This is a genomic window from Candidatus Nanoarchaeia archaeon, assembly GCA_035290625.1.
Classification (GTDB): Archaea; Nanobdellota; Nanobdellia; order Woesearchaeales; family DATDTY01; genus DATDTY01.
This window is the reverse complement of the sequence record DATDTY010000030.1, coordinates 1-15,498: the sequence shown is the minus strand read 5'-3', so window position 1 is coordinate 15,498 and position 15,498 is coordinate 1. Positions and strand designations below refer to the sequence as shown.

Genomic DNA, 15,498 nt, shown 5'->3' with positions numbered 1-15,498 from the left:
AACCCCCCTCAACCGCTGCTTAACAATCCAAACTCTTTTCTCATAAGTCAACTTGTACATGTAGCCTCACCACAGGTGAGGCTATCAGCCGGAAGTAAAAACGTGACTACCGGAAGTAAAAACGTGATAGCACAATGGCGCGGCTCGATTGCAAGTTCCTATATAAAAATCGTCAAGACATATCTAAGATTGGTCGCGACGCTCATAGGCATCTTCATCAAGTTCCATAATCCGGGGGTTCTTGGGTTGGATCTTCCCGTCTGATACTGCAATCCAAAAGAGCGAAATTTAGAGCTTTTAGCTTTATGGACCCTGTTTAGCATTTATTCAATTCCTCTCGAGTTAACTTGCAATCGAGCCGATGGCGCTGTTCTGTGTTTTGGATGCACGCGCCGTTGCTGAAGAGGCGCAGGCGTTCCCGAAACTGCTCCGCAGAATCAAAACATTTATATATGTCACTAATAACATATGTTATTGATGAGAGATGAAGACCGAACTACGGCAGCCCTATAAGACCTTTTTTGGAACACTGGCAAACCAGTACAGGTTGGATATCATTGAAGCCCTGATGGAAAAGCCGATGAATGTGACCCAGATAAGCAGGAAAACAAATTTTGGCCAGCCGACAGTCTCGCATAACCTCCAGAGGCTTCAGAGGTGCGGCTATGTGTTTGTCAAGGCGAGAGGAAAGGAAAGGATATACGAGCTCAACAAAGGCACAATAAAGCCTTTGCTCATATTAATGAGCAAGCATATGAAGAACTATTGCGAGCATAACCTGATAGATTAATAAAGAGGAAAAGCTGAAAGGGGGGAAAAATGAAGACAAACCTGGGAAAAATGGACAGGGGATTACGGTTTGCTCTTGCCTTTTGGTGGCTTGGGCCATGGGCTCCGCAATACAGCATTGAATGGATAAATTGGGCAATATTTGTCATAGGATGGATTGCCTTGGCTGAGAGCTTTTTGGGCTGGTGCTGGCTGCACGATGCTTTTGGCATCCGCAATGAGGACCAGTAAACCCAGAAATGATGATAGGAAGTATCAACTGCAGTTCAGATGACGGCGACCAAGAAAATGCCGGCTAAGATAATGAAATCCAGAAAACTGTATTTCAGATGCAATGAGTGTGGTTTTTTGTACAAAGTAAAAAGTTTTGCTGAGAGATGTGAAGAGTATTGCAGGAAATACCAGAGCTGCAGTCTTGAAATAACGAAACATGCAATAAAAAACTGAAATGCCAAAAGACCCGATCTGTGGAATGAAGATTGATCCGAAGAAAGCTGAAGCAAAAAGATTGACTGCTCGGCGGCAAGGAAAAAAATATTATTTCTGCAGCAAGCAATGCCATAATGAGTTTGCAGGGAAAAACAAGCCAGCCAGCCGCCTGATGCAAAAAGAGGGTTCTCAAACATGCACAATCAAGATTACAGGCATGACCTGCGCCAGTTGCGTCAGCGCCATAGAAAAATCCCTAAAGGAAACCCAGGGAGTAAAGGCTGCTGCAGTGAACTTTGCTGCAGACACAGCCAGGGTTGAGTTTGACCCGAAGAAGGTTTCACGAGAGCGGCTTGAGAAGGCTGTCCAGGATGCAGGGTATGGGGTAGTGCCTGAATCAAAAGGAGGAGGCAGAACGATACAGCTCAAGGTTATCGGAATGGACAATCCTCATTGCGTAAGCACAGTCTCCGGAGCTTTGGCAAATCTGAAAGGGATTGTCTCAAAGGAATTGCTTGTGAGTGAGAAAGCAACAATTGTGTACAATCCTGCATTAGTATCTGTCCAGAAGATAAAGAAAACAATCCAGGGTATCGGTTATGAGCCTATTGATGAGGCTGCTCCGGTTGATGCCGAGAAGATAGCCAGGGAGAGAGAGATTCGCAATCTCAGGCTTCGCACAACAGTATCCATAATCTTGTCAATTCCTCTATTGTACCTTGCAATGCTTTCCCCCTCCTTTGGTCTGCCTGTTCCTGAACCAATACTAAAAAACATGGTTGTGATCCAGTTGCTTTTAGCAACACCTGTGGTAATGGCAGGATCCCTGTTTTATTCCCGGGGCATCATTGCTGCAGCAAAAACAAAGACTGCAACAATGGATACATTAGTGGCTATTGGCACAGGAACGGCATATATATATTCGCTTATCATCTCAATCCTTGTCTGGATCGGAAAGCCCGGATATTCCGCCGATGATCTCTACTTTGAGGTTGCGGGTCTGCTGATTGCATTTATCCTCCTCGGAAAGTACCTTGAGGCTGTTGCAAAAGGGAAAACCTCAGAAGCCATCAAAAAGCTCATGGGCCTCCAGGCAAAGACTGCGCTCGTGAGAAAAGGAAATAAGGAAATCGAGGTTCCCATCGAAGAGGTCCAGGCAGGAGACCTTGTGATTGTCAAGCCTGGGCAGAAAATCCCTGTTGATGGAATCGTGACTGGGGGTGATTCTTCTGTGGATGAGAGCATGATTACGGGAGAAAGCATTCCTGTAGAGAAGAAAAAAGGAGAAAAGGTTATCGGCGCAACACTGAACAAGACGGGATCATTTATATTTCGGGCAACCAAGGTTGGTGCAGAGACTGCACTTGCCCAGATTATAAAGCTTGTTGAAGATGCACAGGGAAGCAAAGCGCCTATCCAAAAACTGGCAGACAAGGTATCCTCATATTTTGTCCCGGCAGTTCTGGTCATAGCAGTCTCCTCATTTGCAGTATGGTACAGCCTCGGAATGGGATTTCCCTTTGCCCTGACAACCTTTGTTGCAGTGCTGATCATCGCATGCCCCTGTGCGTTAGGCCTTGCAACGCCAACCGCAATTATGGTGGGCACAGGAAAAGGTGCGGAGAATGGAATCCTGATTAAGAGCGCGGAGGCATTGCAGAGGGCGCAAAAGACCCACATCGTTGTTTTTGACAAGACAGGAACCTTGACAAAAGGGAAGCCAGAAGTGACTGACATCCTTCCAGGCAAAGGGTTTAGCGAGAAAGACCTGTTGATGTACGCAGGAGTTGCAGAGAAGAGAAGCGAGCATCCCTTGGGGGAAGCGATTTTGCAAAAAGCAACAGAGATGAAGATTCCGCTCAGTGATCCGCAGAGATTCAGCGCAATTGCCGGGCACGGCTTGGAAGCAAGGCATAAAGGGAAGACGATTCTGCTTGGAAACCGGGCTTTGATGGCAGGAAGAAATGTATCTATCGAGGGGGTCGAGGCATCCTTGCAGAGATTAGAAGAGGAGGGGAAAACTGCCATGATCCTTGCAGTAAATAAAAAAGTAGCAGGGGTTATTGCGGTTGCAGACACACTCAAAGAACATTCGCAGGAGGCTGTCAAGATGCTCCATAGTCAGGGGATCGAGGTGTACATGATTACAGGGGACAACAAGCGGACTGCAAAGGCAATTACAGCCAAGGTAGGGATTGAGCATGTGCTCGCAGAGGTGTTGCCTCAGGATAAGGCAAGAGAGATTAGAAAACTGCAGCAGCAGGGGAAGAAAGTGGCGATGGTCGGAGATGGCATCAATGATGCTCCTGCATTGGCACAGGCAGATATCGGGATTGCTGTCGGCTCTGGAACAGATGTCGCAATCGAATCAGCGGACGTTGTCCTCATCAGGGGGGATTTGAGGGATGTTGTAAGAGCCATGGATCTTAGCAGGTATACAATGAGGAAGATTAAGGAGAATCTGTTCTGGGCATTTTTCTATAACAGTCTCGGGATCCCGCTTGCTGCAGGAGTTCTCTATCCATTTACAGGCTGGCTGCTCAGCCCGATTATTGCCGGAGCTGCGATGGCATTAAGCTCTGTAAGCGTTGTGTCAAATTCCTTGCTGATGAAAAGGCATAGGATGTGAACACTGCCAGAACACAACCTATTTAAATTCAGCGCCATGAAAGCTGCAAGGAGGTGGATTCAGTGAAGATATTTATTGACAGCGCAGAAATTGAGGAGATAAAACAGGGTTATGCAGCCGGAATTCTCGACGGCGTTACCACAAATCCTTCCCTTATACGAAAAGCAGCAAGCTCGTTCAAGTCGATGAGCATGGCAGATTATATCAGGGAGATTCTCAAGACAGCAAAAGGCACGCCCGTCAGCCTTGAAGTGATTGGCCGAAGCTATGAAGAAATGGTTTCTGAAGGAAAAAGCCTGTACAAAAAATTCAATGCAATTGCCAGGAATGTGATGATCAAGATTCCAATCAATCCATCAGTAAGCAGAGATGTGAGGTTTGACGGTGTGAGGGCAATTCGTGAGCTTTCCCAGCTTGGCATTCCTGTGAATTGCACGCTCATTTTTACGCCTGAGCAGGCATTGCTGGCTACAAAGGCAGGAGCAAAAGTAGTGAGCCCGTTTGCAGGGAGAATTGATGATTATCTGAGGAAAAAAGCGAAGGCCCGATTTGATAAGGCTGATTATTATCCTATGGGAGGGTGGGAAAAGAAGAAAGTGGAGGATAATGGCATTGTATCAGGTATTGATCTCGTAAGAAAGATCGTTGGAATCTTCAGGATGCACAACATCAAGAGCCAGGTCCTAGCAGCCTCATTGAGAAACACACGGCAAGTGAGGGAAGCTGCCATGGTCGGAGCTGACATCGCAACAGTGCCTTGGTCAGTCATTGCCCAGCTCCTGCATCATGAGAAGACAGTTGAAGGCATCCTCGGATTCACTGCAGATATTGTGCCGGAATATAAGGAGGTCATTTACAGATAATCGTAATCCGGAGATCCGTTACACTGCATCCGGCAGAGCTTCATGAGTGATTCAATGGCAATGGTACCACAAAAAGAGACAGCAAAACTCCTCAAGTTGATGCAATCGGAGAAACCCGTATCATGCTTGTTTGTGATCTTTGGGGCTACAGGAGATTTGATGCTGAAGAAGCTGATTCCGGCCCTGAAGAGGCTCAAAAGAGATGGCCATCTGAGAGCTGATGCTCCAATTCTCTGCGCAGGAAGGCGGCCTTTTGATGATCAGAGTTATCGCTCTTTTGTCAGCAAGCAGGGGGATCATGATGGGTCTTTCCTTGCAACGCTGAAGTATGTCGTTGTTGACCCAAACGATAAGGACAGCTATACGAGGCTGCATAAAGCAGCATCAGAGCTTGACATTCATTTTAAATTGGCTGGCAATAGGATATTTTATTTTGCAACTCCTGCTGACGTGTTTGGTCCATTATCTCTGGGATTGAAGAACGGAAGCCTGCTTTCAGGAAGAGGCTGGAAGAGAATCATTGTTGAGAAGCCGTTTGGCTTTGACCTCAGGGGAGCCAAGGCACTGAATAAGACGTTGAACAGTGTTTTCACAGAAGATCAGGTATACCGCATTGACCACTATCTTGCAAAGGAGCTGGTTCAGAACATTCTGGTATTCAGGTTTGCCAACTCAATTTTTGAGCAGATATGGAGTTCTAAATTCGTGGAAAGCGTCCAGATTACGCTGGCTGAGAAAACGGGAATAGGAAGCAGGGCAGGATATTACGAAAAGGCAGGGGCAATTCGCGATGTGATCCAGAATCATGCACTGCAAATGCTGACCTATGCTGCTATGGAGCCCCCAACCTCCCTGAGCTCAGACAACGTTCATGCAGAGCAGTTGAAGGTGCTGAAAGCAGTATCATTTGAAGGTGATGTAGTGATAGGGCAGTATAAGGCAGGCGTGATTGATGGAAAGGAAGTGCCGGGTTACAGGAGAGAGCACGGCGTTGCCCCTGATTCAAAAGTTGAAACCTATGCTGCTGTTCGCCTCACGGTGAATACCCCCCGTTGGAAAAGAGTTCCATTCTATATCAGGGCAGGCAAGCGGCTTAAAACCTCTGTGTCAGAGATTAATCTTGTGATGAAAGATGTGGCCGGCCCTTTATTCAGAAAGGAAGGTAAGGGAAGGCCACCAAATATCATCAGCATCAGGATTCAGCCTGAGGAGGGAATTGTTATTAATTTCAGCGCGAAGGTTCCTGGGCATCGGATCTTTTTACATCCAGTATCGATGGATTTCTGCCACAGCTGCGAGTTTGGCGTGAATACCCCTGAAGCATACGAAGCCTTGCTCTACAGCTGCATGCATGGGGATCATACACTGTTCACAAGAGGGGAAGAAATTGAAGCTGCTTGGAGGATTACAGACAATATCCTGAAGACAGCTGGCAGGAAGCGGAAAAGAATGCAAATCTATGAAGCTGGAACCTTCGGACCAGAGGAAGCTGAAAGGATGATACCCGGAGGATGGATCATGCCTAAGCGCGCAAATATCTACAATAACCTGCAGTAAGCAGTATCCGCAATGATTAAGTGTGATAAAAGGGTTTGACGATGAAAATTGGGCTGATTGGATTAGGGAAGATGGGCTTCCCTATGGCAGACCGGCTTCTGCGCTCTGGCATCAAGGTTGTTGCCTACAACAGAAGCTCTGAGAAAGTTAAGAGGATTGCTAAGAAGGGCGCAATCCCTGCGTATTCTATCGAAGAGTTGGTTAAGAAGTTGCCCAGACCGAGAATTGTGTGGCTCATGCTTCCAGGCGGGCAGCCTACAGATGAGATGGTATCTAAACTGGGAAAACGCCTGAGCGAAGGAGATGTCATCATCAACGGAGCAAATGATTTCTACAAATATGCACAGAGGCATGCAAAGCAGTTAGCCAGGAGAAGTATTCATTACTTCGACTGTGGAGTTTCAGGTGGGATATGGGGGAACAAAAACGGGTTTACGCTGATGGTGGGGGGCCCAAAACAGGTGTTCAGGAAGATCGAGCCTGCTCTGAAAGCGCTTGCTCCGAAGAAGGGGTACGGATATTTTGGAGAGGTTGGCGCAGGCCATTTTGTGAAAAGTGTCCATAATTGTATCGAATATGTGTATTTGCAGGGCTTGGCAGAAGGTGTTGAGCTGTTGGATACGTGGGGAAAGGAGAACCGCGCCATTGACATTAAAAAGGCTGTCCAGGTATGGCAGCCTGCCAGCGTCATCAGGAGCTGGCTCCTCGACCTTGCATACAATGCGCTCAGCAGGAAAGATTTCAACGAAATTGGAACAATGATAAAGAGCGTTACAATTAAAGAGCTTGAGCAGACGATAAAGTCTGTAAAGGGATATGCGCCTGCATTTGAGGTTGCAGCGCAGATCAGGAAGGATAGGAGCAATCGCTTTCCGTTGGGCAAGCGAACGATCGCAGCTCTGCGGAGGGAGTTCGGAGGCCATTCTGTTGAAAAATGAAAAGAGATTGATTGACATTACCAGGGCAATAGCTGCAGGGATGGCAGTATACCCTGGAAATCCCGAGGTTTCTATGGCTGCTGTAGCCACGATCCCAAGAAACTCTTCAAACACCTCTCTTATCAGTATGGGAACGCATACCGGAACCCATGTTGACAGCCCTCTTCATATCAACAACAACAAGCCGGGCGTTGACAGGATTCCGCTCTCCAGATGTTATGGAAGATGCACGGTTATTGACACCACGTCAGTTCCATTTGGCAAAGGAATTGAGGAGAAGCACATTAAAGATCATGGAATAAAGAAAGGGGAGATTATCCTGCTAAAAACCAGAAATTCTAGCCTGGAGCTGGATAGATTCAGGAAGGATTTTATTTTTCTTGCAAATTCCGGAGCAGAATTTCTGGCAAGGAAGAAGGTCAAGGCTGTTGGCATCGATTACCTTTCAGTGCAGCAGTTTCATTCTCCAAAGCCTGCTGCCCACGACATCCTGATCCCTAAAGGAATCGTTGTATTTGAAGGGCTGGACCTCTCAAAAGCCAGGCCAGGAGTCTATACGTTTATTGGCTTCCCGATGAAGATTAAGGATGGAAACGGAGCTCCTGTAAGGGCTGTGTTACTGAAGCGGTAAGGCGCATGAAAGAATCGGGTTGCTCTTCTTGATCATCACAGCATTGTTTACAGAAAAGAGTTACTCCACTGCAACCAATGAAAGCCGTCTGTGCTTAGAATGACATACTGCACATGTTGTGTTTCAATCGGTTATTAAAAGAGATTTTGCTTCGTTGAATGGGAGTTAAATACAATAAAATTTCCATTTCTTAGACGAAAAAAACGGGGGAGTTCCGTGCTTCGCACATATAGTCTGCTACGCAGAAATATATAATTTGGAAGGGGGACAATTTTAAACTGATGGGGGAGTTCGGCATTGATACTACTTATTAGTAATAAAAAAAGAAACATTTATATACTCAAACTGCATAAGTGCTCTTATGAACCCACAAATTGCATTAGGAGTATGTTCTGCAAACGTTCAGCGTAGTCCTACTTATGAAGCTGTTATGAAATATGCCTTACATGAGCAAGATTCAGACAAAATTGCAATAGAAAGTGCTGGTATAAATGTTAGGAACATTCTTGATAACAACGTAGCATTGGATACAATGGTTAACGTATTAGAGGCAGGATTACATTATGGATTAGTAAGAGTAGATAAAAAGAAAGAAATTGAAGCATTATTGGGAGCATATCATACTTCCTCAGAGTTAAGCGACCAAGATTCAGCTAAGATGGGATTGTTCTATTCTGAAGTTAGACCTATTGTTCATGGAATGATAGCAGCATATCGTAATATTGCTCTTGAACAAGCTGGAATACCTAAAGAGTATCATCCTGGCATTTATACCCCATTCGAAGAAAAACCTAATTTGGGAATGGTATTAGGAATGGATGAAAAAACATTAGGAAAATTAAAAAAAGTATTGAATTCAACTAGTATTCCTCTAATGACTTATGGACAACTCGTTGGCGAGACTGATCTGGAAGATAATCTAAAAAGCGGACTTCCAGGTGCAGTTAAACAAGTACAATATTTTATGGATACTAGAAAAAAAGCTATTGCCGAAATGTTTAAAAAGATGTAGCTTTTTGTTTATTCTGATGATATACATTCTTTATGCAACTGGAGAACAGCCAATTAATAAGCATATTTTGCAGATGGAAAGGCACATCTTTGATAAAGATATTATCGGTTGTGTTCAAAAAAATATAATTTTCTGGAACAAAGATGGATATGGTCAATGGTTTTGGACTGATGAAGATATAAAACAAATGAATACAGCTGGGGAAAAACTTCTCAATCACGAAACTGCGAAATTAACATTGGAAAGGCAAAAGAAAGAGGTAACAGACTACTGGAAAGCTGCTAATTCCCTCTTACTAAATCTGGATAAAGAAGGAGAACAATTAGTAACCTTGTACCAAACATACATCTTCAATCTAAGGAGAATTTATGCACATTTTGTAACCACCACCGCTCATGTAACCCTTGCTGTAGAAACTAAACTTAAACAAATACTAGATAGTTCTGCTCCTACTAAAAGCGAAGAATATTATCAAATATTAACTACACCTCATGAAAATGATATATTGCTGAAAGAATTAATCGAATGGAGAAAATTATTAGATAATCCTGATGAAAAATCTATTCTTGAGCACGCAAAAAAATATTCAATATTATTAGCAAATATCACTTCTGAGGATGATGCTCTTAAATGGGCAAAAAATAGAGTTGAGCATACTACAAAGCAAAAAATAGATAAAGAAATTGAAGAAGCGAATAAAAGAAGGAGCAATATTAAAAAACAACAAACCGAGATTTTTGCTAATTTAAATAATCAAGAAATTAAGGAGTTGGCATGGTTTATACAAAACGCCGCTTTGACCAGGCTCCTCATAAAATCTTGTTGGAATGGAGAAGTTTTTCATATGCTTCCATTTTACAAGAAGATGGCACAAAAAGCAAACTGTTCTGTTAGGGATGTCTACATGTTTTATACATATAAAGAAATTATTGAGCTGATTAATAATAAAATAATATCATCAGATGAACTACAAAACAGAAAAGCCTATTTTTTACTGTATTTTTCAGATAGCAAAATTAAGTCTTATAGCGGAGAAAGTGCATTATTGATGAAAAAAGAGATACTTGATCCGCATCTTCCTGATAAGAATACTAAATCCTTTACTGGAACCATTGCCAATAAAGGCATGGTTGTAGGAAAGGCAAGAATTGTCAAAGCAGATGACCCAAACAAGTTATTTGCAATAGCAGAAACATTAGGTAAGGATGATATTCTTGTTACTGGAATGACTAACCCTACAATGATGATATTAGTTAAAAAAGTTAAAGGAATAATTACAGATGAGGGCGGGGCAGCCTGTCATGCTGCTATAATTTCCAGAGAAGTTGGTTTGCCTTGTATTGTAGGCTGTAGCATCGCAACATTGATTCTTGATGACGGCGACTTAATAAAATTAGATGCAAATAAAGGAATAGTTACTAGAATTAGTGAGGAAGAGTTTAACGAGTTAATAAAGCTAGAAAAACGCATAGTCAAAGTCAGAAAAAAAGTTACAGCGGAAGCCATTTCAACAATTAGGGAAGGAAATATTTTCTGGTTTAAGGACATTTCAAAAAATGATATTGCTACAGTAGGAGGAAAAGGCGCAAATTTGGGAGAAATGTTCAATTTGTTTCCTGTGCCTAATGGATTTTGTATTTCAGTTAATGCTTATGATTCCTTCCTAAAGACTGCCAATATTAAACTACAGATTATTGCGTTATTGAAAAATCTAGATGTTGAGGATTCCAATCATCTAAACAATACTTCTATGAAGATTAGAGAATTGATAATCAAACAAAATTTCCCAGAACAATTAAAAAAAGATATAATCACTAACTATCTACAATTAAATTCAAAAAATGTTGCTGTAAGGAGCAGCGCTACAGCAGAAGACTTGCCATCAGCTTCCTTTGCTGGGCAACAAGATACTTATTTGAATGTCAAAGATGAAAAAAGCCTTATCAATTCTGTTCAAAAATGTTGGGCTTCTTTATTTACATCACGAGCAATATACTATAGAGTAAAAAACAATTTTGAACATGAACACGTTTCAATATCAGTAGTTGTCCAAGAGATGATAGAAGCAGATTTTGCAGGAGTTATGTTCACCATTGATCCTGTTAATAAGAAACATATGCTTATTGAGGCTGTTCAAGGATTGGGCGAATCATTAGTTTCTGGTAAAACTACACCTAATAGCTATCTGATAGATAAAAAAAATATGAAGATTCATACAAATAAAGAGTTATTTAATCTAGATACAGAACTTATTTTGAAAATGGCAAAAATAGGCAAACAAATTGAGGAACATTACAATATGCCTATGGATATTGAATATGCCATAAAAGATAATAATCCGTTTATTTTACAAGCTAGAATGATAACAACTCTATAATACGGAACTCCCCTTAATTCTTTTACTGAAAGAGGCTTCGCCTTTGATGTGTTAAAATTGTCCCCCAGATTTATGTTCTCTAAGGCTCTTCGAGCTAGATAGAACGGAACTCCCCCTAAACTTTAGTCTGCCTTCGGCAGAATCTATTAGAAATGGAAATTTTACTTTTCGGTCGAAATTTTCCCACACTGCGTATGGGAAAAGTATTTAACAGGAATTTAACGAGAAATTCGGTCGCTGACGCTAAAACGCCAAGCGTTTTCCCCTGCTCTCCCAAATTTTTTCTCATCTCTCAAAATCCTCGCAACTCTGAAATTCTCAGGGATGCCGAGAATTTCGAGGCTCGGATTTTGGAGGAGAAAAAACTTCGTTAAATTCCGATGTTAGTTTCAATAAATCTGGAGTCCTAAAGAATAGAATAGGGGCAATTTCTTATTATTCCTTCTTCTCTCTAAACAATATCCAGAAGATCAATATTACAACTAATAAGGGGATTGCATCAGGTAATGCATCTAAAGAGTCTGTAATTAGATTTTGGACTATTGTAAAAACATAGTAAAAATTGCCCCCTGATACTTTGTCTTGTTGTATCGCTATCACTCATTGGATAGACGGACTCCAGATTTACTCTGCGGACGCAGGTTTCCCACACTGCGTATGGGAAAAGTATTTAACAGGAATTCCAATGTTATCTGTAATTGGGCTACGAAGCGTTTGAGAAATTCTAGTTGTTCTGGCGCCTTATGCGCGATAGGTCTCTTTGAATCCTTTCAAGAATGGTTCCACAACATGATTCCCTAGCCTATATGCCGCAAATGTTAAACCCTCATTTATAAAATTGATGTCTCTAGCCGTAATTTGGTCTTTTGTAGCTGTCTGTAATTGCGGACGATATTGCTTCACAAGTTTCTGTATTTGCTCTTGTGATGGTTGCAGTCCTAAGAACATACTAACCATTGGAAATGTTCTAGCGAAGTTATACACTTCTTCATCAGTGAAGTTTGGATGTTGATCAAGCCTTAATGCAACACCGTAATCAAATAAAACTGCAACTGAGGCTTCTGGGAATATAACATGAGACTTTCCTAAATCATCAGTAATGATGGTATCATTGTAATAAATTTCTCTAGAATGCAGCTTTGTCAGAATCTCCCCCATTCTCGTTCCCGCAGTATACATAGTATCAGCAGAGGTTCTATCCCCTCTTAATTTTGAAAATAAATCACCTTCAATAAATTCTTCAGACAAAAATCCGTCTAAACTTGCATATTGTTTTGGACCAACTCCCAATTCATCAGCTATCTGTGCAACTTCATGTTCTCTGCTGTTCTGTGTAGGTTTAATAACAACTTTCTTTGTAGGGTGTTTAATAATTCCGACGATACCCCTATTTCCACCATCAAAAGATAGTGCTGGTGAAACTTCACTGCCGTAAACCAGTTCAAAAGTTTCAGGGAAGAATCCAAATAAAGAATAGTTCTGTGCTCTCTCATCCACGAATATTTTTTTATATAAATCAGGATTAGTGGCAAATAGTCCAACGAATGGGTAGATGTAATTTGGTATTTGTTTATCTCCAAATTCGTGTCTTACAATTTCAACTTCATGGGTAGATAACCTTCTTTTTCCAGTAAAGGTATCCTGTGCCTCTCCAAGTTCTTCCGTAGTATACATTTTGCCACCGATACATTACTACTATAGAGTAACTATTTATAAAACTTTCTATCAATCACAAAGTTATTAAGGACCATGGAACTTTTTGGCCAGGTGGCGCAGGAAAAGCTTCTTCTGGGCGGTCAGGCAGTGATTGAAGGCGTGATGATCAAAGGCCCTGCCCATTATGCGGTCTCTGTGCGGAAGAAGGGGAAAATCCTGACAATGGTAAAAAAGCTGCGGCCCCGGCCTTCAGCAAAAGTCCCATTCATCCGGGGAATCATCAACCTCTATGATATGATGGTTATTGGGATGGAGTCTATGATTTGGAGTTCCAACCAGGCAGAAGAGGAAGAAGGGAAGGCATCAAAAAAAGAGATTTTCTTTACCGTCGCCTTCGCAGTCGTTGCAGCAATCACAATGTTCATTTTCCTTCCCCTTGTCCTCACTAAGATCATCACTTCAAAGCCAGGGATAGCATTTAACGTCATAGATGGGATATTCAGGATTATAGTGTTCCTTCTCTATCTCCTCATCATCTCGGTATTCAAAGATGTGAAGAGGGTCTTCCAATACCACGGTGCAGAGCACATGGCAGTTCACTGCCATGAGGCTAATATGAAGCTTACGGGCGCTAACGTCAGAAGGTTTTCGCCCATCCATCCAAGATGCGGGACAAGTTTTCTTTTTATAGTTCTCCTGCTGTCTATACTGGTCTTCTCTGTGGTGACCCGCTCATCAATCCTCGCTCAATTTGTTGGGAGGATAATCCTTATTCCGGTAATCGCAGGCATCTCCTACGAGATTCTGCGCTTTGCGGCAAAACATGAAAAAAACCCGCTGATGAGGCCTTTCATTCTACCGGGGCTCTGGCTGCAGAAGATTACAACAAGAAATCCCAGGGATGACCAGATTGAAGTTGCCCTGGCATCCGTTGCTGCAGTCAATAAAGCTGAGAAGGCAAGCTGAGATCAGGCATTTAATTTCACAACATTGCTTCTGCTGATGATATGTCTCCCTTTCTTTGTGACAAACCTTGCCTTGGCAAGGGGGATCTCCAGTGTGCCAAGAATAGAAAGTTTTGACTTGACAAGATAGGATAATACCCGCTCCTCATGGCCTTCCAGTGCATGGAGTTCCCATTTGGCAATAGAGCCTTTCCTTGTATTGGTCAGGATCTTTGTGGGAGGCAATGTGCCTGACATCTCGCCAGGCCTGATATCAGCAATGCTCGGGACAGAGTCAGTAACCTCAATGCCATGGAGGCTGTGTTTGCTCCGATTCTTAATATGCAGGATTACTTTGAACATCGAAATACCGCCTTCGTGCTTCGCCACCTCCCTCACAGACTTGAATATTACAAGCGGACTTCGCAGGCGTAGGTAAATTCCTAACGCCGCCAGGGCGATGATGAGGATATAAAAGAATGGCCGGTAATTTGTAGTGGCACGAAGGATAATCGATCCGCTTGCAGGAAGAGTGACATGCCACGTGAGAAGGCGCTTGCCGTCTTGTGTTGTTATTGTTGCATGGGGGGAGGTGGATGTGAAGAGAGATTGCAGAAATCTTGTTTCCAGGAGTACATCCTGCTCTTTTGCGACATTGCTGGGATTTGAGACTTCCACAGAAGTCGCGGTCTTCATAAATGCTTCCTGGGAAGAGGAGGATTCCACAAATGGAAGCTCATAACCGGCAATCTCAAAGGTCTCGATATCGACAAAGGTGATGTTCCCGATGACTGCAGCTGCAAGCAAGGTATCTGTCTTTGGTGTTTCGTGGGGATCAAGCTTGACATCAAATGTGGCGAATTTCCGCTCAAGAGGCTGCAGGTCTCCAATAGAAGTTTCCATATCAAAGAGCTGTGATTTGAGCCTCACGATAACATTCTCCAAGTAGAGGGGATTCTTGTTCTTCACACCAACATCAATCGAAGTAACGCCGTTTCTGTCTCCTCTTGGGTCAAGCATGCCTTCGTGAGGCAGGTTAATGCTCACCTGAAGCTCGGGAACATATTTCCTCAAGATTGACTCAAGGGAGACGTAATTGACATCCAGGCCTTTGCGCAGCACATCTCCGTTGGTTTCAGACCTGAATTCAACCTGGATTGTGTATCTCCCTGGCGTGATTTGCTTGGAGGGGAAGAGCTGCAGGACTGCTGAAGCTGTCCCTCCAGAAGGTATCATAACACCGCTTAGCCTCGCGCTTTGTGGGTCGGTTTGCAGAGTCCAGCGGGTGAAATCCTCTGAGGCAAGGCGCAATACATTGGTTTTTGGGAGCTTATTCACAAAAGTGACTGTGAAATCGGCTGACTCGCCTCTGGTTATTTGATCTCTGATAGGTTCAAGAGTAACATCAAAACCAAAACCAAGGGCTGAACTGCTAAATAAGACAAATAGGATTGATAGTACAAGAGCTAGCTTCATGGGGGTCAACAGACCCTAAAACAGTTTTGCATGTATTTAAATGTTTCTAAGGTGGGGCGCCATTGTGCTATCACGTTTTTACTTCCGGTAGTCACGTTTTTACTTCCGGCTGATAGCCTCACCTGTGGTGAGGCTACATGTACAAGTTGACTTATGAGAAAAGAGTTTGGATTGTTAAGCAGCGGTTGAGGGGGGTT

13 protein-coding genes are annotated in these 15,498 nt (G+C 43.0%); 11 read left to right on the top strand and 2 right to left on the bottom strand.

The features are described 5' to 3' along the window. The 10 genes from VJB08_02445 to VJB08_02400 form a co-directional block, all read left to right on the top strand. Nucleotides 1–264: hypothetical protein (locus tag VJB08_02445; GenBank protein ID HLD42827.1), on the top strand; the 264-nt coding region annotated here is incomplete at its 5' end. Nucleotides 265–484: 220 nt separating this feature from the next. Then, a complete protein-coding gene (locus VJB08_02440) occupies nt 485–790 on the top strand; it encodes a winged helix-turn-helix domain-containing protein (protein ID HLD42826.1) in 306 nt (101 codons plus the stop codon). Nucleotides 791–819: 29 nt separating this feature from the next. Then, a complete protein-coding gene (locus tag VJB08_02435) occupies nt 820–1,020 on the top strand; it encodes a DUF2892 domain-containing protein (GenBank protein HLD42825.1) in 201 nt (66 codons plus the stop codon). Between the two features lie 217 nt (nt 1,021–1,237). Further along, nucleotides 1,238–3,847: a heavy metal translocating P-type ATPase gene (locus tag VJB08_02430; GenBank protein ID HLD42824.1), complete on the top strand. Its 2,610-nt coding sequence runs from the start codon at nt 1,238–1,240 to the stop codon at nt 3,845–3,847. A 53-nt stretch (nt 3,848–3,900) separates the two neighbouring features. Continuing rightward, nucleotides 3,901–4,710, top strand: coding sequence for a transaldolase family protein (locus tag VJB08_02425; GenBank protein HLD42823.1), 810 nt, complete (start codon nt 3,901–3,903; stop codon nt 4,708–4,710). A 60-nt stretch (nt 4,711–4,770) separates the two neighbouring features. Then, complete coding sequence (gene zwf / locus VJB08_02420) at nt 4,771–6,267, top strand: glucose-6-phosphate dehydrogenase (GenBank protein HLD42822.1); 1,497 nt, start codon at nt 4,771–4,773, stop codon at nt 6,265–6,267. Between the two features lie 41 nt (nt 6,268–6,308). Further along, the gene (locus VJB08_02415; GenBank protein HLD42821.1) at nt 6,309–7,205 is read left to right on the top strand and encodes an NADP-dependent phosphogluconate dehydrogenase; all 897 of its coding nucleotides are present in this window, start codon (nt 6,309–6,311) and stop codon (nt 7,203–7,205) included. After that, the gene (locus VJB08_02410; protein ID HLD42820.1) at nt 7,195–7,836 is read left to right on the top strand and encodes a cyclase family protein; all 642 of its coding nucleotides are present in this window, start codon (nt 7,195–7,197) and stop codon (nt 7,834–7,836) included. Before VJB08_02415 ends, VJB08_02410 begins: the two co-directional genes overlap by 11 nt. A gap of 361 nt (nt 7,837–8,197) precedes the next feature. Next, nucleotides 8,198–8,848, top strand: coding sequence for a hypothetical protein (locus tag VJB08_02405; protein ID HLD42819.1), 651 nt, complete (start codon nt 8,198–8,200; stop codon nt 8,846–8,848). A gap of 16 nt (nt 8,849–8,864) precedes the next feature. After that, nucleotides 8,865–11,225 carry a PEP/pyruvate-binding domain-containing protein gene (locus VJB08_02400; protein ID HLD42818.1) on the top strand — a complete coding sequence of 787 codons (2,361 nt, stop codon included), beginning with the start codon at nt 8,865–8,867 and terminating at the stop codon, nt 11,223–11,225. A 741-nt stretch (nt 11,226–11,966) separates the two neighbouring features. Here VJB08_02400 and VJB08_02395 read toward each other — a convergent pair. Continuing rightward, nucleotides 11,967–12,899 (bottom strand): hypothetical protein, encoded by a 933-nt coding sequence (locus tag VJB08_02395; protein ID HLD42817.1) that lies wholly within the window; start codon nt 12,897–12,899, stop codon nt 11,967–11,969. A 75-nt stretch (nt 12,900–12,974) separates the two neighbouring features. Between VJB08_02395 and VJB08_02390 the strand changes: the two genes are divergently transcribed. Further along, a complete protein-coding gene (locus VJB08_02390) occupies nt 12,975–13,847 on the top strand; it encodes a DUF1385 domain-containing protein (GenBank protein HLD42816.1) in 873 nt (290 codons plus the stop codon). A gap of 2 nt (nt 13,848–13,849) precedes the next feature. On the opposite strand, the gene VJB08_02385 is transcribed toward VJB08_02390, so the two are convergent. Further along, a complete protein-coding gene (locus tag VJB08_02385) occupies nt 13,850–15,310 on the bottom strand; it encodes a hypothetical protein (protein ID HLD42815.1) in 1,461 nt (486 codons plus the stop codon). Nucleotides 15,311–15,498: the final 188 nt, after the last annotated feature.